Origin of the sequence: Streptomyces sp. NPDC048496 (genome assembly GCF_043200055.1) — a bacterium.
Lineage (GTDB): Bacteria > Actinomycetota > Actinomycetes > Streptomycetales > Streptomycetaceae > Streptomyces.
The window spans coordinates 1-18741 of the sequence record NZ_JBICXB010000019.1; the positions used below are offsets into that span (position 1 = coordinate 1).

General features: G+C 70.6%; 17 protein-coding genes, 1 other RNA gene and 2 pseudogenes. 16 read left to right on the forward strand and 4 right to left on the reverse strand.

Annotation, left to right across the window (positions count from 1 at the left end; translation table 11 throughout):
• Nucleotides 1-513 (forward strand): LPXTG cell wall anchor domain-containing protein (locus tag ACGFSA_RS18685; RefSeq protein ID WP_393305499.1); only part of this gene is annotated, 513 nt, incomplete at its 5' end.
• A gap of 107 nt (nt 514-620) precedes the next feature.
• Here the strand turns inward: ACGFSA_RS18685 and ACGFSA_RS18690 are convergent.
• On the reverse strand, nt 621-824 hold the full coding sequence (locus ACGFSA_RS18690) for a hypothetical protein (protein ID WP_393305501.1): 204 nt from the start codon (nt 822-824) through the stop codon (nt 621-623).
• A gap of 269 nt (nt 825-1093) precedes the next feature.
• On the opposite strand from ACGFSA_RS18690, the gene ftsE reads away from it, so the two are divergent.
• The 5 genes from ftsE to ssrA all read left to right on the forward strand — a co-directional run bounded on the left by ftsE (nt 1094) and on the right by ssrA (nt 5003).
• Complete coding sequence (ftsE, locus tag ACGFSA_RS18695; protein ID WP_393305503.1) at nt 1094-1783, forward strand: cell division ATP-binding protein FtsE; 690 nt, start codon at nt 1094-1096, stop codon at nt 1781-1783.
• 51 nt (nt 1784-1834) lie between these two features.
• A complete protein-coding gene (ftsX, locus tag ACGFSA_RS18700; protein WP_393305505.1) occupies nt 1835-2752 on the forward strand; it encodes a permease-like cell division protein FtsX in 918 nt (305 codons plus the stop codon).
• A 68-nt stretch (nt 2753-2820) separates the two neighbouring features.
• Nucleotides 2821-4029, forward strand: a complete 1209-nt coding sequence (locus tag ACGFSA_RS18705) for a S41 family peptidase (RefSeq protein WP_393305508.1) — start codon at nt 2821-2823, stop codon at nt 4027-4029.
• 18 nt (nt 4030-4047) lie between these two features.
• Nucleotides 4048-4536 (forward strand): SsrA-binding protein SmpB, encoded by a 489-nt coding sequence (gene smpB / locus ACGFSA_RS18710; protein ID WP_366138061.1) that lies wholly within the window; start codon nt 4048-4050, stop codon nt 4534-4536.
• 97 nt (nt 4537-4633) lie between these two features.
• Nucleotides 4634-5003: a transfer-messenger RNA gene (gene ssrA / locus ACGFSA_RS18715) on the forward strand.
• Nucleotides 5004-5090: 87 nt separating this feature from the next.
• On the opposite strand, the gene ACGFSA_RS18720 is transcribed toward ssrA, so the two are convergent.
• Nucleotides 5091-6350: an MFS transporter gene (locus ACGFSA_RS18720; RefSeq protein WP_393305511.1), complete on the reverse strand. Its 1260-nt coding sequence runs from the start codon at nt 6348-6350 to the stop codon at nt 5091-5093.
• A gap of 84 nt (nt 6351-6434) precedes the next feature.
• On the opposite strand from ACGFSA_RS18720, the gene ACGFSA_RS18725 reads away from it, so the two are divergent.
• Entirely contained in the window at nt 6435-7400 is a 966-nt protein-coding gene (locus tag ACGFSA_RS18725; protein WP_393305513.1) for a LysR family transcriptional regulator, read from the forward strand.
• A gap of 20 nt (nt 7401-7420) precedes the next feature.
• Here ACGFSA_RS18725 and ACGFSA_RS18730 read toward each other — a convergent pair whose 3' ends face one another.
• Nucleotides 7421-7711, reverse strand: a complete 291-nt coding sequence (locus ACGFSA_RS18730) for a hypothetical protein (RefSeq protein ID WP_393305515.1) — start codon at nt 7709-7711, stop codon at nt 7421-7423.
• Between the two features lie 350 nt (nt 7712-8061).
• Between ACGFSA_RS18730 and ACGFSA_RS18735 the strand changes: the two genes are divergently transcribed.
• From ACGFSA_RS18735 to ACGFSA_RS18750, 4 genes and pseudogenes are all read left to right on the forward strand, one after another.
• Complete coding sequence (locus tag ACGFSA_RS18735) at nt 8062-8742, forward strand: hypothetical protein (protein WP_393305517.1); 681 nt, start codon at nt 8062-8064, stop codon at nt 8740-8742.
• Nucleotides 8743-8808: 66 nt separating this feature from the next.
• Nucleotides 8809-10935, forward strand: coding sequence for a bifunctional polysaccharide deacetylase/glycosyltransferase family 2 protein (locus ACGFSA_RS18740; protein WP_393305661.1), 2127 nt, complete (start codon nt 8809-8811; stop codon nt 10933-10935).
• Nucleotides 10932-12215: an acyltransferase gene (locus ACGFSA_RS18745; RefSeq protein WP_393305519.1), complete on the forward strand. Its 1284-nt coding sequence runs from the start codon at nt 10932-10934 to the stop codon at nt 12213-12215. Before ACGFSA_RS18740 ends, ACGFSA_RS18745 begins: the two co-directional genes overlap by 4 nt.
• A gap of 31 nt (nt 12216-12246) precedes the next feature.
• A pseudogene (locus tag ACGFSA_RS18750) lies at nt 12247-12477 on the forward strand (winged helix-turn-helix domain-containing protein); the annotation flags it as partial.
• On the opposite strand, the gene ACGFSA_RS18755 reads toward ACGFSA_RS18750, so the two are convergent.
• Nucleotides 12426-12986 carry a DUF1772 domain-containing protein gene (locus ACGFSA_RS18755; protein WP_393305521.1) on the reverse strand — a complete coding sequence of 187 codons (561 nt, stop codon included), beginning with the start codon at nt 12984-12986 and terminating at the stop codon, nt 12426-12428. The pseudogene ACGFSA_RS18750 and the gene ACGFSA_RS18755 overlap by 52 nt on opposite strands.
• A gap of 210 nt (nt 12987-13196) precedes the next feature.
• On the opposite strand from ACGFSA_RS18755, the gene ACGFSA_RS18760 reads away from it, so the two are divergent.
• The 5 genes and pseudogenes from ACGFSA_RS18760 to ACGFSA_RS18780 all read left to right on the forward strand — a co-directional run bounded on the left by ACGFSA_RS18760 (nt 13197) and on the right by ACGFSA_RS18780 (nt 18556).
• Entirely contained in the window at nt 13197-13760 is a 564-nt protein-coding gene (locus ACGFSA_RS18760) for a GNAT family N-acetyltransferase (protein WP_393305523.1), read from the forward strand.
• Between the two features lie 220 nt (nt 13761-13980).
• Nucleotides 13981-14592 (forward strand): CGNR zinc finger domain-containing protein, encoded by a 612-nt coding sequence (locus tag ACGFSA_RS18765; protein ID WP_393305525.1) that lies wholly within the window; start codon nt 13981-13983, stop codon nt 14590-14592.
• 135 nt (nt 14593-14727) lie between these two features.
• A pseudogene (locus ACGFSA_RS18770) lies at nt 14728-14952 on the forward strand (sigma factor); the annotation flags it as partial.
• A 48-nt stretch (nt 14953-15000) separates the two neighbouring features.
• Nucleotides 15001-15834 (forward strand): zf-HC2 domain-containing protein, encoded by an 834-nt coding sequence (locus ACGFSA_RS18775; protein WP_393305663.1) that lies wholly within the window; start codon nt 15001-15003, stop codon nt 15832-15834.
• Between the two features lie 322 nt (nt 15835-16156).
• Nucleotides 16157-18556: a HelD family protein gene (locus tag ACGFSA_RS18780; protein ID WP_393305527.1), complete on the forward strand. Its 2400-nt coding sequence runs from the start codon at nt 16157-16159 to the stop codon at nt 18554-18556.
• Nucleotides 18557-18741 lie beyond the last annotated feature (185 nt).

The following is an 18741-nucleotide window of genomic DNA, read 5'->3' on the forward strand; positions in this document are numbered from 1 at the left end:
GCTGGTGCGGGTAACCAGGGTGGTGCGGGTGACCAGGCTGGTGCGGGTAACCAGGGTGGTGCGGGTGACCAGGCTGGTGCGGGTAACCAGGGTGGCGCGGGTGACCAGGCTGGTGCGGGTAACCAGGGTGGTGCGGGTGACCAGGCTGGTGCGGGTAACCAGGGTGGCGCCGGTGACCAGGGTGGCGCGGGCAACCAGGGTGGCGCGGCCGACAATGGCGGTGGCAACGGCAACGGTGGCGGCACCGCCGGCAACGGCGGCAGCACCGGCCCGGCCACCGGTGGCGACACCGGCACCTGCACCGTCGACCTCGACGGCACCGTGTGCGCGGACAACACCGACACCGACTCGGTCGGCAACCAGCCGGTCGAGCAGGGCAAGGGCAAGGACGAGCTCGCCGAGACCGGTGCGGCCGAGACCACGTTCCTGCTGGTCGGCGCCGCGACGATGATCGCCGGTGGCATCGGCTTCCGGATCCTGCCGCGTCTGGTGAACGGTCGTACGGTCGCCTAAGGCCTCTTGGCCGCCAGGTACACCTACGTACACAGAAGGGGCCCGGGACATACGTCCCGGGCCCTTCCACGTACTCTCACTCCCGCCGTACGGGCGGCTGCGGGCAGCTACATGGTCTGGTGCGCCAGCAGCGCCAGCGCGCCCACCAGCACCACCAGCAGGGCGACCAGCATCGCCGGGTTCAGCCCCGCGAACGGTCCCTGGCCCTGATCCTGCTGCTGCAGCCGTGCCCGGCTGGCCCGGCATACGGGGCATCGGCCCTCGTTGACGGGCGCCGCGCAGTTTGCGCACACCAGTCGGTCATAGGTCATGCGCTTTCCTCCTCCCGCGCGGCGGAGCCGCATACGCTTTCTCTCCGCACAACGCTCCTGGAAACGCATCCGTTCCCCCTCCACTGTGCCAGGTCGCGCGGAATTCGGCGCGACCCGCCGGAGAACACCCGGTCCGTTCCGGTTCCGGTTGCGCCACCACCCGGTTCCGTTCCGCCATAAATCGCCCATCGCGGGACGCGCGCCTGCACGGCTGAGCCCGGTTCGCGTATGGTCACGCACACCTACTCCCGGCCGACCGTGGTGCATCCGTGATCCGATTCGACAACGTCTCCAAGACCTACCCGAAGCAGAGCCGTCCCGCTCTACGGGATGTGTCTCTCGATATCGAGAAGGGTGAGTTCGTCTTCCTGGTGGGCTCCTCCGGCTCCGGCAAGTCCACCTTCATGCGACTCATCCTCCGTGAGGAGCGCGCCAGTCAGGGCATGGTCCACGTCCTCGGCAAGGACCTCGCGCGCATGTCCAACTGGAAGGTGCCGCAGATGCGCCGCCAGCTGGGCACCGTCTTCCAGGACTTCCGTCTGCTCCCCAACAAGACCGTTGCGGAGAACGTGGCGTTCGCCCAGGAGGTCATCGGCAAGCCGCGCGGCGAGATCCGCAAGGCGGTTCCGCAGGTCCTCGACCTCGTCGGGCTCGGCGGCAAGGAGGACCGGATGCCCGGTCAGCTCTCCGGTGGTGAGCAGCAGCGCGTGGCGATCGCGCGGGCGTTCGTGAACCGCCCCATGATGCTGATCGCGGACGAGCCGACCGGCAACCTCGACCCGCAGACCTCCGTGGGCATCATGAAGCTCCTGGACCGGATCAACCGGACCGGGACCACCGTCATCATGGCGACCCACGACCAGAACATCGTCGACCAGATGCGCAAGCGCGTCATCGAGCTGGAGCAGGGCCGTCTTGTGCGCGACCAGGCCCGCGGCGTCTACGGCTATCAGCACTGAGCGGTCCCGGCCGCGCCGGAACCGCTGAGCATCGAGTACTGAAAGGACGCCATGCGCGCCCAGTTCGTCCTGTCGGAGATCGGCGTCGGTCTCCGTCGCAACCTCACGATGACCTTCGCCGTCGTCGTCTCCGTCGCCCTCTCGCTCGCCCTGTTCGGCGGCGCGCTGCTGATGCGCGAGCAGGTCAGCACGATGAAGGACTACTGGTACGACAAGGTCAATGTCTCGATCTTCCTCTGCAGCAAGAGCGACGCGGAGTCGGTGCCGAAGTGCGCCAAGGGCGCCGTCACCGCTGAGCAGAAGAAGGCGATCGAGACCGACCTCGGGAAGATGACGGCCGTCGAGAAGGTCACCTACGAGTCGGCCGACCAGGCGTACAAGCACTACCAGGAGCAGTTCGGCGATTCGCCGATGGCCGGCAACATCACGCCGGACCAGATGCAGGAGTCGTTCCGGGTCAAACTCCACGACCCGAAGAAGTACAAGGTCGTCGCCACCGCCTTCGCCGGACGTGACGGGGTGCAGTCGGTCCAGGACCAGAGAGGGATCCTGGACAACCTCTTCGGTCTGATGAACGGCATGAATGTGGCCGCGCTCTTCGTGATGGCGCTGATGCTGGTCATTGCGCTGATGCTGATCGTGAACACCGTCCGCGTCTCGGCGTTCAGCCGGCGCCGCGAGACGGGCATCATGCGGCTCGTCGGTGCCTCAGGCTTCTACATCCAGATGCCGTTCATCATGGAGGCCGCGTTCGCCGGTCTCATCGGTGGCGTGCTCGCCTGCGTCATGCTGCTGGCCGGGCGATACTTCCTGATCGACGGCGGACTGGCGCTCCAGTCGAAGCTCAACCTGATCCACTTCATCGGCTGGGACGCGGTCTTCGCCAAGCTGCCGCTGGTCCTCGCGATCGGCCTGCTGATGCCCGCCGTTGCCGCGCTCTTCGCGCTCCGCAAGTACCTCAAGGTGTGACATGCGCCCCGTGGGGTGTGCGGTCAACCGGCCGTGCGCCCTCGGGGCGTTGTCCTAGACTCGTCGCCATGTCGGGCCCTACGCATCGTCTCAGGCCCCGCGGCTTCGGCCGCGGGGCGGCCCTGACATTGGTCTTCGCGAGCGTCCTCGCCACGGCGGCGGCCACCGGGTCGCTGCCGCAGGGTGAGGAGAGGGCTGCGGCGACAAAGGCCCGTTCCGTCGCCTCCACCGCCGACCGCGACGAGATCGCCGCCGCGGCGGCCGAGGCGGTGGCCGACGGCAAGTCGAGTACGGAGGCGGCCGAGGAGGTCGTCAGTCGCAGCGGGGACCGCTGGGGCGCGGTGTACGACGAGCGGGAGTACGAGGAGTTCGAGCAGGCCCTCGACGGCTCCTACACGGGCGTCGGCCTGGCCGCGAAGCGATCCGCCGACGGACTGGTCGCGGTGGCCCGGGTCCATCCCGGCGGCCCCGCCGACCTGGCCGGCATCGAGCCCGGCGATCTGCTCCGTACCGTCGACGGGCGCCGGATCGACCGGCGTCCCGTCTCCGAGGTGGTCGCCCTGCTGCGCGGGGACCGTACGGGCGCTGCCGCCGGCACCACCGTCGTGCTGGGAGTCCAGCGCGGCGTCACCGGCCAGGCCAGGACGCTGACGCTGACCCGGGCCCGGCTCACCACCGAGGCCGTCACGGTCCGCAGGGTCGGGGCGAAGCAGCTCGGACCGGACCGTTCCGATTCCTCCGCGGCTGTACTGATCAAGGTCGACTCGTTCACCAGGGGCTCGGGCGCCAGGATCCGTGACGCGGTCCGGGACGCACCGGCGGGCGCCGGGGTGCTGCTCGACCTTCGGGGCAACTCCGGAGGGCTGGTCACCGAGGCGGTGGTCGCCGCCTCCGGATTCCTCGACGGCGGACTGGTCGCCACGTACGACGTGCACGGCGTGCAGCGCGCCCTCTACGCCACGCCGGGCGGTGACACGGACCGCCCGGTCGTCGTCCTCGTCGACGGCGGCACCATGAGTGCGGCCGAGCTGCTGACCGGAGCCCTCCAGGACCGGGGCCGTGCCGTCACCGTCGGCTCGCGCACCTTCGGCAAGGGGTCCGTGCAGATGCCCAGCAGACTCCCGGGCGGCTCGGTGGCCGAGCTGACCGTCGGCCACTACCGCACGCCGGCGGGCCGCAGCGTCGACGGCCGCGGCATCACCCCGGATCTCGTGGTCACCTCCCGGGCCCTCCAGCGGGCCGAGACAGTATTGAGTGGCCTCGGGGGCGGGTCGTAGTGCGAAAATGGCCACACTATGGCTAAGGAAAAGGACACAGGGCGCAAGCTCATCGCGCAGAACAAGAAGGCGCGGCACGACTACCACATCCTCGACACCTACGAGTGCGGTCTCGTACTGATGGGCACCGAGGTCAAGTCGCTCCGGCTGGGCCGGGCCTCGCTGGTGGACGGCTTCGTCCAGATCGACGGGAACGAGGCGTGGCTGCACAACGTGCACGTCCCCGAGTACGTGCAGGGGACCTGGACCAACCACTCCGCCAAGCGCAAGCGCAAGCTGCTGATGCACCGGGCCGAGATCGACAAGCTGGAGTCGAAGTCGCAGGAGACGGGGCACACGATCGTGCCACTCGCGCTGTACTTCAAGGAGGGCCGGGTCAAGGTCGAGATCGCGCTCGCCAAGGGCAAGAAGGAGTTCGACAAGCGGCAGACGCTCCGCGAGAAGCAGGACCTGCGCGAGACGAACCGCGCGATCTCGGCGGCCCGGCGGCGGCAGCGGAGCGCCTGAGCGAGGCCCGCCGGGAATAGGCTGGCACCGTCGCACGTTGGTCACGTACGATGGCACTGCACTCCACGGCGGGTGCGCGCATTTGAAAAAACAACATGGGGATGATCGGTTTCGACAGCGGATGTCGAAGCAGGGGAAGCGTGTCGAGGAAGCGGCAATGATCTCGTAAACCATATGTCGCAACCAATAATCGCCAACACCAAGCGCGATTCCTTCGCCCTCGCTGCCTAAGTAGCGACTTGCGAAGTGTCAGCCCGGGGGTGATCCCGACCCGGATCCTGGCATCATCAAGGGATCTAAACTTCTAGGCCCGGTCACGGGGCCTGGAAGGAAATCAAACAGTGACTGAGCCCGTCGGAGACTTGTTCGCGTGATTTCCGGGGCTGAGAAAAGCGCAGCGAACTGCACACGGAGAAGCCCTGATTCTGCACCGTTGGACGCGGGTTCGATTCCCGCCATCTCCACAATTCCCATGTGAACGAGGACCCCGTTGCCCACCGGCAGCGGGGTCCTCGTTCTGTGTGCGGGTACGGCGTCCTCGCGCCGGTGCGGGGTCACGCGCCGTTGCCGCGCACGCGGATCCCGGCCGCCGCCACCGCGAGCGCCAGCCCCGCCGCGCACCCCGGCACCACGTACGCCGTGACCGTCCCGGCGTGCTCCACCATCCAGCCGCCGGTCGCCGAACCGGCCGCTATTCCGCCCAGCAGCGCGGTGACGGAGAGCGTCATGCCCTCGTTCAGCCGACCCTCGGGGGTCAGCCGCTGCACCAGCGTCATCCCGGTGACCATCGTCGGCGCCGTCGCCGCGCCGGCCAGCAGGAGACTGCCGGCCAGCGCGAGGAGCGAATCGGTCGAGGAAGCGGCGAGCAGCGGCAGGGACATCAGCGCCGTCATCCCGGCCAGGCACCACAGGAGCCGCCGCCGGATGTTCACGGCCGGGCGGAGCGACCCGTACAGCAGTCCCGCCACGCACGAGCCGCCCGCCTGGAGCGCCAGGATCGCGCCTCCGGCGTGCGCGATCGTGACGACCTCCATGGCGCCGAAGACCGCGCCGGTGGCCAGGAAGGCGGCGAGCAGTGCGGGCATACCCCGGGTGCGCAGCGGGGAGCCCGCCCGGGTGCGGGGCGCCACCGGGGGTTCGGTGGCGCGCTGAGCGGCGAAGATCAGCACGCCCGTCATCAGCAGCACCGCACCGATGAGTGTCCCGGCCTCCGGGAAGAGCGCCGCGCACAGGAACGCGGCGAGGGCGGGGCCGAGCATGAAGCACAGCTCGTCCGCGGCCTGTTCGAAGGAGTTCGCGGTGTGCAGGGCGGCCGGGTCGCCGCGGTGCAGATGGGCCCACCGGGCACGGGACATGCCACCGGTGTTGGGGGTGGTGGCGGTCGCGGCGTAGGCGGCGAAGAGCGTCCAGTCCGGGGCGTCGTAGTGCACACAGAGCAGCAGCGCGAGCGAGCCGAGTACGGCGATGGCGGTGGCGGGCACGGCGATCCGGGCCTGGCCGTACCGGTCGACGAGCCGGGCCGTCCAGGGCGCGACCACGGCGGTCGCGGCGAGCCCGGTCGCGGTGACCGCCCCGGCCAGGGCGTACGAACCGCGCGACCCGGCGATCATGACGACCGCGCTGACGCTGAACATGCCCATCGGCAGCCGGGCGATCAGATTGCCCGCCGTGAAGGCGCGGGCGCCGGGCGTGGCGAGCAGCCGGCGGTACGGGTTGGTGGAGGCGCGGCGGACGGGAGCGCCGGTCCGCGGGGCGATCACCAGCATGTCTCCGGAGACGGCATGCAGGGGCGTGGTGGGAGTGTCGTACGGCATGGCTCAACCCTCGCGGTGGCCGGCCCGTGCGGTCCAACACCTGCTCCGCACCCATTCACGCACCTGTGTTGTAAATTCGGGCCCGTGACCTCCTCCGATATCGATCCGCGGCTGCTGCGCGCCTTCGTCGCCGTCGCCGAGGAGCTGCACTTCACCCGTGCCGCCGCCCGGCTCTACCTGGCCCAGCAGGCACTCAGCCGCGACATCCGCCGACTGGAGCGCGAGCTCGGTGCGGAGCTGTTCGTACGGAGCACCCGCCAGGTCTCCCTCACACCCGACGGCGAACGGCTGCTGCCGCACGCCCGTCGGGTGATCGCCGCCCACGAGGACCTCCGCGCCGCCTGGGCGGTGCAGACGCGCCCGCTGCTGGTCGATGTCAGCGTCCCGATCGGGACGGGTCACCGACTGCTCGGGCTGGCCCGCGACGAGGCGCCGGGAGTGGAGTTCGTGGCGCGCTATCTGAGCGGGCTGACGGGGGCGGCGGCGGAGATCCTGGCCGGGCGGCTCGATGTCTCCTTCGGCCGGGTCGCGGGGCTGGATCCGGCGGTACGGGCGGGGCTGGCACATCAGCCGGTCTGCTTCGAACGGCTGACCGTCCTGCTGCGCGACGACCATCCGCTGGCCTCGCTCGACCGGGTCCCGATGGGGGCGCTGACGGGGGAGCAGCTGTACGCGGCGGCGGGCAACCCGGCCACGGCGGAGTGGACCGACCTCGCGGAGCGGCTCTTCGCGGGGCGGGGGATCGAACTGGTGGCCCCGTTCCCGGAGATCGTGGGCGAGGAGGAGTTCGTCCGGGTGGTGCGCAAGCAGGGCTGGTCGGTGCTGGCGAGCACCGAGTTCATCGAGGTGCCGGGGATGGTCGTACGGCCGCTGGTCGACCCCGTACCGCTGTCACCGGTGTCGCTGGTGTGGCGCAAGGGGCTGAAACACCCGGGGGTGGACGCGCTGCGGCGGGTCGCGGCGGGGGTGACAGCAGCGGAACGGGGGCTGGAGGTACCCGCCGGGAGCTGGCTTCCCGAGGGCGATCTGGCACTGATGTCGCAGAGGTGAAGGGGCGGCCCGGAGACGGCTCAGCGGGTCGGGCGGCGCTGGCGGCGGCCGCCGGAGAACGCCAGGCCGGCGAGTCCGGCGACGAGCACCACGAACGGGACGGCGACCGCCACCGATCCCGCGTCCTCGATGCGCTCATGCAGCGAGGGGACCTGGGCCAGGGCGAAGAGGCCGATGCCGGCCATACCGATCCCCCAGGCCCGGGGGCGTGCCACGTATCCGGACAGCCACGGAGGCAGCCATCGCAGGACTGCCGCGGCGCAGCCGGACAAGGTGGCGGCGAGGCCGACCGTGACGAGGATGACCGACATGCCGTTCTCGATTCTCGTGAAGTGCGCGCACGATAGGAACATTTGTCCGGGAGGTGGGGCCGATTGGCTGATTGGTTGCCCAACGATCCATCAACTCCCGAACGGATAAACATGGATCGGGCGTGCAGTTATGGACCTGCCGACCGGCCGCAGGCCGTGTGAAAACGGCGCATCTCGCACGGTGAGCATCACCCGTTCAGGGCTATTTTCGTCAGCTTCGTGCGCTACATTCATCCTCCGGGTGCAAGGTGCTGAGGGGCGCGCGGACTGGGCGGGGGCCCGGTTCGCCGGTACGTGACCGGCTCAAACGTGCGCGCCCGTTTATCCGAGTGGGGAATGTGCCTACACCTGTGGAATATTGGCGTGATGGTGCCTGGTCAGGGCACACGCACGAATGGAACGACGTCACCGTCCAGCGCGACGGTCTCGGGCGTCAGCTCTCCGAGCTCTCGGCCGAACCGGGAGCCCCCGAAGGCTCCGACGGTCCGGTCTTCGTCGACGAGAGCGGCCGGCGCAGCAAGACGTTCAGGCGTCTGGGCTGGGTCCTTGCCGCAGTCTGCGCCTGTTACGCGGTGACGCTGGTCGTCGCCCTGCTCAGTGGTAATTCCACTGCGCCGTGGCTGCCGCTCTCCGGCCAGAAACAGCACAAGAAGGCGGAAGAGGTCCGGGTGCCGCCCACTCCGTCGGGCAGCGCGGACACGGTCGTTCCGGTGGGCGCGGCACCGGGCGCCACGGTGGCGGATCCGGTGACCGACGTCCGCGCGAAGCCTTCGGGCAGCGCCGGGTCCAGCGCCCCGTCCGCGTCCGCGTCCGCGTCCGCATCCAGCAAGGCCTCGTCGAAGCCCACCGTCGGCGTCACCCACACGGGTGCCACCGCCGGCGGTGGCACGAAGCCCGGCCCGGCGACGTCGGCCCCGGAGTCGCCCGCAGCCACCACGACGCCGCCCGTCGATCCCGGTCCCACGCCGTCGCCCAGCCAGCCCGCCGAGTCCCCGGATCCTCCCGTGCAAGAGCAAGAAGGCACCCACTAGATGACCACCCCCGCCTCGCGGGGCAGGCACAACAGACAGAAGCGGAACAGGCGGCGCAGGCTTCCCATGCGCTATCTGCTGCCGTCCGTATTCCTCGTTGCCCTGCTCGCCATGCTGATGCTGCGCGGTTACGTGCACAGCGAAATCCTCGCCGATCACCGCATTCAGGCCCCGGCGGCCACGGACCGTGTGCCCGACACAATCCTCGACGGCGGTCCGGTCATCGATGCCCGGAGCACCACCGGGCCCGCCAAGTCGCTGACCGTCCCCGATCACCGGATCGTGCTGACCTTCGACGACGGCCCCGACCCGGTGTGGACCCCGCGGGTCCTCGACGAGCTGAAGAAGTACGACGCGCACGGCGTCTTCTTCGTCACCGGAACCATGGCATCGCGCCACCCCGGACTCGTCCACCGCATGGTCGAGGAGGGGCACGAGGTCGGGCTGCACACCTTCAACCACCCCGATCTCTCCTACCAGTCCCACTCCCGTATCGACTGGGAGCTGTCCCAGAACCAGCTGGTGCTGGCGGGCGCGGCGGGTATCCGTACGTCCCTGTTCCGGCCCCCGTACTCGTCGTTCGCCGACGCGATGGACAACAGGTCCTGGCCGGTCGCCCAGTACGTCGGCACCCGCGGCTACCTCACCGTCGTCAACAACACCGACAGCGAGGACTGGAAGCGCCCCGGCGTCCCCGCGATCATCGAACGGGCCACGCCCGAGGACGGCAAGGGCGCCGTCATCCTGATGCACGACTCCGGCGGCGACCGGTCCCAGACCGTGGCCGCGCTCGGCGAGTTCCTCCCGCGAATGCAGCAGCAGGGCTACACGTTCACCAACCTCACCACCGCTCTCGGTGCCCCCAGCGCGCACACCCCCGTGACCGGGCTCGCGCTGTGGAAGGGCAAGGCGTTCGTGTACGCCGTCGGCCTCGCGGAGAACCTCACCGACGTGCTGGTGGCCGGGCTCGCCGTCGTCGGGGTGCTCGTCCTCGCCCGCTTCGGCCTGATGCTGCTGCTGTCCTTCCTGCACGCCCGTAAGGTCCGAGGGCGGGACTTCGGCCGGGGACCCGCGTACCCCCGCCCCGTCTCGGTGCTGGTACCCGCGTACAACGAACGCGAATGCATCGCCAACACCGTGCGCTCCCTGGTGGCGAGCGACCACCCCATCGAGATCATCGTCATCGACGACGGCTCCAGGGACGGCACGGCGGACATCGTCGAGGCGCTGCGGCTGCCGAACGTCCGCGTCATCCGCCAGCGCAACTTCGGAAAGTCCGCCGCCCTCAACAACGGCATCGCACACGCCCGTCACGACATCGTCGTGATGATGGACGGCGACACGGTCTTCGAACCCGCCACCGTCCGTGAACTCGTCCAGCCGTTCGCCGACCCGGAGGTGGGCGCCGTCGCCGGGAACGCCAAGGTCGGCAACCGCGACTCGTTGATCGGTGCCTGGCAGCACATCGAGTACGTGATGGGCTTCAACCTCGACCGCCGGATGTACGACATGCTGCGCTGCATGCCGACCATCCCCGGCGCGGTCGGCGCCTTCCGCCGTGATGCGCTGGACCGGATCGGCGGCATGAGCGAGGACACCCTCGCCGAGGACACCGACGTCACGATGGCGCTGCACCGCGACGGCTGGCAGGTCGTCTACGCGGAAGACGCCCGCGCCTGGACCGAGGCGCCGGAGACCGTGCAGCAGCTGTGGTCGCAGCGGTACCGGTGGTCGTACGGCACCATGCAGGCGATCTGGAAGCACCGCCACGCCGTCATCGAACGCGGACCGTCCGGCCGCTTCGGGCGCGTCGGCCTGCCGTTCGTCGCCCTGTTCATGGTCGTCGCCCCGCTGCTCGCGCCCCTCATCGATGTCTTCCTGCTGTACGGGCTGGTCTTCGGCCCCACCCAGAAGACCGTCGTCGCCTGGCTCGGAGTCCTCGCGGTGCAGGCCGTCTGCGCCGCGTACGCCTTCCGGCTCGACCGGGAGCGCATGACGCATCTGATCTCGCTGCCCCTCCAGCAGATCCTCTACCGGCAGCTCATGTACGTGGTGCTGCTCCAGGCCTGGATCACCGCACTCACCGGCGGCCGGCTGCGCTGGCAGAAGCTGCGCCGTACCGGAGTGGTGGAAGCACCCGGCGCGATGGTGAGCCAGCGCAGGCGCGTCAATGATCGGAGGCCCGTCGCATGACGAGCAGCTACACCCCCGCGTTCCCCTCGCCCCACCCGGTCCCGGCACCGGTGCCGGGACAGTCCGCCGCACCGTCGGCCGAGACCACCGCCCCGACCGCCCCGAAGAGGCCGGGCCGCGACCGCTATCTCGACCTGCTGCGCGCCGTCGCCCTCGTCCGTGTCGTCGTCTTCCACACCTTCAACTGGGCCTGGCTGACGGTCGTGTTCCCCTCCATGGGGGTCATGTTCGCCCTCGCGGGGTCGCTGATGGCACGCTCGCTGGACCGCCCCGCCCCGGCTGTCGTCCGCGCCCGGCTCCGCCGTCTGCTGCCCCCGATGTGGGTGTTCGCCGCGGTCGTCGTCCCGGTCATGTTCGCCCTCGGCTGGAAGCCCCTGAAGGAGGAGGGCATCTGGTGGTTCATCAAGCTGGGCTGCTACCTCCTTCCGGTCGGCGCCCCGCCGTACCCCTGGGAGAACGGATCGGCGGGCGGCTTCCTGGAGGTGTCCTGGGCGGACCAGGCCGTCGGCCCGCTCTGGTACATCCGGGCCTACCTCTGGTTCGTGCTCGCCTCGCCGCTGCTGCTGAAGGCCTTCCGCAGGATGCCCTGGCCGACGCTGCTCGCCCCGCTCGGCCTCACCGCCGTGTTCGGCACCGGACTGGTCACCGTCCCCGGGGAGACCGGCGAGGGGCTCGTCGACTTCGCGGTGTTCGGCTCCTGCTGGATTCTTGGTTTCGCCCACCACGACGGGCTGCTGAAGAAGATCCCGCGCTATCTGGCGGTCTCGCTCGCCGCGCTCACGATGGCGTTCGGACTGTGGTGGGCCTCGGCGCATCTGACGGAGGAGGGCTGGAATCTCGACGAGATCCCGCTGGCCCAGGCGACCTGGTCGCTCGGCTTCTGCGCGATCCTGCTCCAGTACGCACCGTCCTGGCAGCAGCTCCCCGGCAGGCTGGCCCGCCTGGACGGCCTGATCACCCTCGCCAACAACCGCGCGGTGACGATCTACCTCTGGCACAACGTGCTGATCATGGCGACCTCGCCGCTCATAGACCAGTTGTGGAACGTCCCCTGGGTCGGTGACCACCTCGGTACGTACATCAACTCCTCGTACGCGGAACTGATGCTGGTCCTGGTCTGGCCGCTGCTCGCGCTGATGATCCTCGCGGTCGGCTGGGTCGAGGACGTCGCGGCGAAGCGCAGCCCCCGGCTGTGGCCGACCGGTGCGTCCAGGAGACGGAGGCACGCACCGGCCCCGCAGCGACCGTCCCCCCTCACCGGGCCGCCGCCGGTCCGGTGAGAGCAAGGTTGCCCACCGGTCACCTCGCGGCGCCGGAATGGCCCTGCTGCACACCATGGCCCGCAGGCCGGGCCGGGTGGTGGCCCGCACGGACCTGCTGTGCGCCCTGCCCGGCAGCGGTACGGACGAGCACGCCGTGGAGACGGCGATGGCCCGGCCGCGTACGGCACTCGGTGTGCCGCGGCTGATCCAGACGGTCGTCGAACGCGCCTACCGGCCGGCGCTGAACCCGGCGGCGGACGCCACGTACACGGACTCCTGAGGGCGCAGACGGGCCGTCAGGAAGATGGCGCGCAGGAGCAGGGCGAGCGCACCGGTGCACAGGACGGCCCGCACGGCGTTCCAGGCGACCCACGCGTCCTCGAACCGTTCCCGCACGGCGGCGGGATCGGCGATCCGTGCCGGATTCCCCGCGTCCGCAAGGGCGTTGTTGAGCGGGACGGAGACCCCCGAGGTGAGCAGGAAGGCAACGGCGTACACCGCGAGCGCGGCGAGGATCCACCGGCGCGGGCCGGGGCAGTGGCGCTGTTGCCAGGCGGCGACGCCGGTGAGGATCAGCGCCCCGAAGAAGCCGGTGAAGAAGACCGGGTTCTGGATGACGTCATTGATGTTCTGCATGACCTCGATGAACGTCCGGTCGTCGCTGCGGCCGAGTGCGGGCATGACCGCACACGAGAAGACCTGGAACGCGCCGGCGACCAGGCCGGTGGCGACGGCCGCGCCGCCGAGGACGAGGTGGTGGAGGCTGCGGGAGGGACGGGTGGTTGTCATGTCTTCCAGTGAAGTCGCGTGGGTGGCGCCGCTCCATCGTTCAAACGCGCAGCTCCATACGCGGGCGTCCAGGGCGGACCCGGGGCGGTCGGCGCGGCGTGCCGCAACGGATGCGGGAGCGGAACGACCGGCGGAAGCCGGCGTCGTGAGGGGAGCGGGGGGGCGAGGGCGGTCGAGCGGGCCGGAGGCGCACCGGGCTACCGTGCAGGGATGATCAATGACACTTACCGGCTCGACGCGGAGGTACGACTCCGTCCCGCCACCCCGGGCGACGCCGCCTCGTTCGCCGATGCGCTGACCCGCAGCCGTACGTACATGCAGCCCTGGGAACCCGTACGGCCCGACACCTTCTACACCGAGCAGGGCCAGCGGGAGCGCCTGGCCGGGATACTGGCGGACCGTGAGGCGGGGCGGGTGATGCCCTGGGTGATCGCCGATGCCGAGGACCGTGCGGTCGGCGGTTTCACGCTCTCCAACATCGTGCTCGGGCCGTTCTGCAGCGCCGTGCTCGGCTACTGGGTCGATGTCACGTACGCCGGACGCGGTCTGGCCACCGCCGCCGTGCAGCGGATCTGCACCGTGGCCAGGAACGAGCTTCGGCTGCACCGGGTGGAGGCCGGGACCGTGCTCGACAATGTGGCGTCCCAGCGGGTGCTCACCAAGTGCGGCTTCGAGGAGTTCGGTACGGCTCCGCGCTATCTGCACATCAACGGCGAGTGGCGGGACCATCGGTTGTTCCAGCGGATCCTGCACGACGGCCCGCCGGCAGGCTGAGTCCGTCGGCCCTGCGCGCCCCGGTCTACGCCGCGTGCCGGACGTGCAGATGCCCGTCGAGCGGTCACGGCGCGCGGGCCGGCCGAGATCGTCGCCCATGCCCCCACCGTACGCGGGGAGTTCGGCGACGGCCCGAGTGGTGGGAGGGGTTACGGGCCCGGCCGCCGAGGGGCACTCTGGTGGTGGCTCCCACCGGCGACCCCAAGGCGGTGACATGCACATGGCGGCGGGCAGAGGCTCGTGCGACTGGCGGTTCGACTCAGGGCGGCTCTGCCTGGACCTGGTGGCGACGGGGATCGGAACCTCCGGTGCCTGCGAACTGCTCGACGGGACCGACCGGCTCGCCGACTGGCTGGTGGCCGCCGGACTCGTACCGAAGGGCACATGTCTCGACGCCGTCGACGAGACCTGGCTGCTGAACTTCCGCCTGTTGCGGACGGGCGTCGACCGGCTGCTGACCGCCGAGCTCGGCGGCCGCGGCGCCGAGGGCGTGCTGGAGCGGGTCAATGACCTCGCCGCCGCGCCGCCGCCGGGACTGCGGGCCGTGCGCGCCGGGAACGGTGTTCTGGTACGGGCGTTCAGCGCCGAGCCCGAGTGCGGGGCGCTGCTGGCCGTCGTCGCCCGCGACGTCGTGGAACTCCTGACGGACCCGGAGGCCCGGGCCGGGCTCCGCCGCTGTGAGGGCGACACCTGCCGACGGCTCTACCTCGACACGTCACGGGGGAGGCGCCGCCGCTGGTGCTCCAGCGAGGTGTGCGGGAACCGGGAGCGGGTGGCCCGGCACCGGAGGCGGGCGGCGGCGCTCGCGGCCCCGGCGGATGTGTCCGCGTGAACCGTCGTGCACAGGTACATCGTGTCCAGGTAAGACCGACCGGCTTTGAATGGATCGCGGCCCGCCTCCGTATTCGATGGCCAAGGAGCTCTACAGGGTCTCGACCGGGAGGTTCGGGTGCGCAAGGATGCGGCCGTGGCCGATGACCGTCCGCACAGGGCACGACATCGCAGTGAACCGCCCGCGTCACCCTCCGCCGTTCCGGACGAGGAACTGATACGGGCGCTCTACCGCGAACACGCCGGATCGTTGCTCGCGTACGTGCTCCGCCTCGTCGCCGGCGACCGTCAGCGGGCCGAGGACGTGGTGCAGGAAACGCTCATCCGTGCCTGGAAGAACGCCGGTCAGCTCAACCGGGCGACCGGCTCTGTCCGCCCCACCGGCCCCACAGGTCCGCGTGGCCGCCCCGTGTTCCCCGGCGGTCCGGGCAGCTTCGGCGGTCCCGATGACTTCGGCGGTTCCGGTTCCGGCGCGGCGGTGGAAGGGCCGGAGCACGACGCCGCCGGTGCGTACGTCCTGGGCATTCTGGACGACGCCGAAGCGTCCGCCTTCGAAGCGCATCTGGCGGGCTGCGCGCTCTGCGCCGCCCATCTCGACGAGTTCGCCGGGATGGAACCCATGCTCGCGATGCTCGCCGAGGCCCCCGCCACCGTGCCGGGCGCCCGCCGCGTCCCGTACGTCCCGGAGCCGCCCGCACCCCGGGTGCTCGACCGGCTGGTCGACGAGGTCGCGGCCGAACGGGCCCGGCGCAAGCGACGCGGCAGGTATCTGGTGGTGGCGGCGGCAGCGGCGCTGATCATCGGCGGTGCGGTCGTCGCGGTCATGGCCACCGGCGGCGACAGCGGCACGACCCAGGCGGCCGACCCGCACCCCACCAGCCCCGCCGAGGACGCGTTCTTCCAGCACATGCAGGAGAAGGTGCGGGCGACCGACCCCACCACCAAGGTCGCCGCCACCGTGGGCATGGAGAAGAAGGCGTGGGGCACGCACGCGGGGCTGGAGCTCAGGAACGTCAGAGGTCCGGAGAAGTGCAGCCTGATCGCCGTGTCCAAGAGCGGCGACCAGGAGGTCGTCACCTCCTGGTCCGTCCCGAGGTGGGGCTACGGCATCAAGGACTCCACGCACCCGTCCGCGAAGTACCCGCTCTACGTCCACGGCGGGGCGGCGATGGACCGCGCCGACATCGACCATTTCGAGGTGCGGACCTTCGACGGCAAGCGGCTGGTGGACATCGACGCGTAAGGGATGTCCCGTCATCCCCGGTGGGTCGGCGCACGGCGTCGGATGCGGTGCGTCGCAGGGCGGAGGAGCGTCATCGTACTGGGCGTATTCGGGCGTTCCGACAACGCGGCGAGGTGCCGTGGCTGTCGTCGTGCGCCCGCCAGGGATGACGGGACAGCCCTGAGGACGGCAGCGGGAAATCGGGCCGCGGAGGCACCCGCCAGGGGGGCCGACGCGCAATCGATACCTGCGACGCGCATGATCCGGGCCCGCTGCAGGTGCGCGACGGGCCCCCTTCGCATAAGGTTGACGGCTGCCCAATGCACGTCAGAAGGGGGCCTCGGTGGCCGCGCAGGATGCCGCTGTCGATTCGTTGCGGGACCGGGAAATCGGTGTCGAGCAGGAACATCTCGACCGTGTTTATCACCGCCTTGAGGAGAAGATCCACGAGGCGGAATTCCTCATGAACGATGCCGTCAAGCGCGGCCAGGTCGGGACCCCGGGTGCGCTCGCCGAGCGCGACGCCCAGGTGTTCCGGGCCGGGATCCACCTCAACCGGCTGAACAGCGAGTTCGAGGACTTCCTCTTCGGGAGGATCGATCTGCTGCTCGGCAAGGACGGTGAGCGCGGCCCGGACGGCGCGTACACCTCCGTCGAACCGGCCGACGACGCCGTACGCGACGACAACACCGCCGACATCGCGGAGACGCTCCACATCGGCCGGATCGGGGTCCTCGACGCCGACTACGCACCGCTGGTCATCGACTGGCGGGCACCGGCCGCCGCGCCGTTCTACCGGTCGACGCCGAAGGATCCGGGCCGGGTGGTGCGACGCCGGGTCATCCGCTCCAAGGGCCGCAAGGTCCTCGGGGTCGAGGACGACCTGATGCGCCCGGAGCTGACCGCGTACAAGGACGGCCACAAGCTGCCCGTGATCGGTGACGGCGCGCTGATGGCGGCGCTCGGCCAGGCCCGCAGCCACACCATGCGGGACATCGTCTCCTCCATCCAGGCCGAGCAGGACATGGTGATCCGGGCGCCCGCCGCCTCCGTCACCGAGGTCTCCGGCGGTCCCGGCACCGGCAAGACCGCCGTGGCCCTGCACCGCGCCGCGTACCTGCTCTACCAGGACCGGCGGCGGTATGCGGGCGGCATCCTCGTCGTCTCGCCGACCCCGCTCCTCGTCGCGTACACCGAAGGGGTGCTGCCCTCGCTCGGCGAGGAGGGGCAGGTCGCGATCCGTGCGGTCGGCTCGCTCTCCGACGAGGCGGCGGGTGTCGAGGGCGCCACCACGTACGACGAACCGGCCGTCGCGCGGATCAAGGGCTCCTCCCGGATGCTCCAGGTGCTGCGCAAGGCGGCCCGCGGGGCGCTGGAACAGCCGCGGACCCCGGGCGCGCCGCAGAACGAGCAGGACGGCCAGCTGTCGTTCGGCGAGCCCGACGGGTCCGGGGACGGGGCTGCTGCGCCCCTCACCACCCCCACCCGGCTGCGCGTCGTCGCCTTCGGCGCCCGCGTGGAGCTGAACGCCGACGAGCTCCACCGCATCCGGCAGTCCGTCCTCGGCGGCACCGCCCCGGTCAACCTGCTGCGCCCGCGTGCCCGCAGGCTGCTCCTGGACGCCCTGTGGAACAAGTCCTCCGGCCGGGGCCGCTACACCGACCCGGAACTCGCCGCGGAACTGCGTACCTCCTTCGACGAGGACGTCTCCACCGAGACGCCGTTCCTGGAGTTCCTGAACGCCTGGTGGCCCGAGCTCACCCCGCGCGGGGTGCTCGCCGCGATGGCCGACGAGAAGCGGCTCGGCCGGTGGGCGCGCCGGGTCCTCAACCAGGGCGAGGTGCGCCGCCTCGCCCGCTCGCTGAAGCGGCTGGACAGCGCCGGCCAGGGCCCCCTGTCCGTGCACGACGTGGCGATCCTCGACGAGTTGCACACCCTGCTCGGCACCCCGCACCGGCCGAAGAAGAAGCGCGAGTTCGATCCGCTGGACCAGCTCTCCGGTCTGGAGGAGCTGATGCCGCAGCGCGAGGAGACCCAGCGCGAGCGGGCCGAGCGGCTCGCGGCGGAGCGCACGGAGTACACGCACGTCATCGTCGACGAGGCGCAGGACCTGACACCCATGCAGTGGCGCATGGTCGGCCGTCGCGGCCGGACGGCCACCTGGACGATCGTCGGCGACCCGGCACAGTCCTCCTGGTCGGATCCCGACGAGGCGGCCCAGGCGCGCGACGAGGCGCTCGGAAAGCGCCCGCGCCGCCACTTCACGCTCACCGTCAACTACCGCAACCCGGCGGAGATCGCGGAGCTCGCGTCGAAGGTGCTGGCGCTCGCGATGCCCGGCATGGAGTCCCCGGCCGCGGTCCGCTCGACGGGCGTGCGGCCCCGCTTCGTGGCCCTGCGCGACGGCGATCAGGCCGGGACCGTACGGGAGGAGGCGCGGCGGCTCCTCGGCGAGGTGGACGGCACGGTCGGTGTCGTCGTCGCGATGCACCGGCGCGCGCAGGCCCGGAAGTGGCTGGCGGAGCTCGGCGACCGGGTGGTGGCGCTGGGCAGTCTGGAGGCGAAGGGCCTGGAGTACGACGCCACGGTGGTCGTCTCGCCCGCCGAGATCGCGGACGAGTCACCGGCCGGTCTGCGGGTGCTGTACGTGGCGCTGACCCGGGCGACGCAGCAGCTGACCGTGGTGTCGGGGGAGCGGGACCTGCCCGACGAGGACGGTGTGCCGGACCTGCTGAGGGACTGAGCCGGAGACCGGCGGGGAGAAGTCGACCCGAGATGGGGGAATCACTTCTCCGGGGTCTTTGTTAGCCTGGTGTCGGCACCGGCTCGATCCAAGCCCCCGGGCCCAACCTTCGTCGCCACGAGCGACCACTTGCCGCGAGGCGAGCATGGCGGGTCGGTGCCGCTCAAGTGAAAAGACAGACCCGT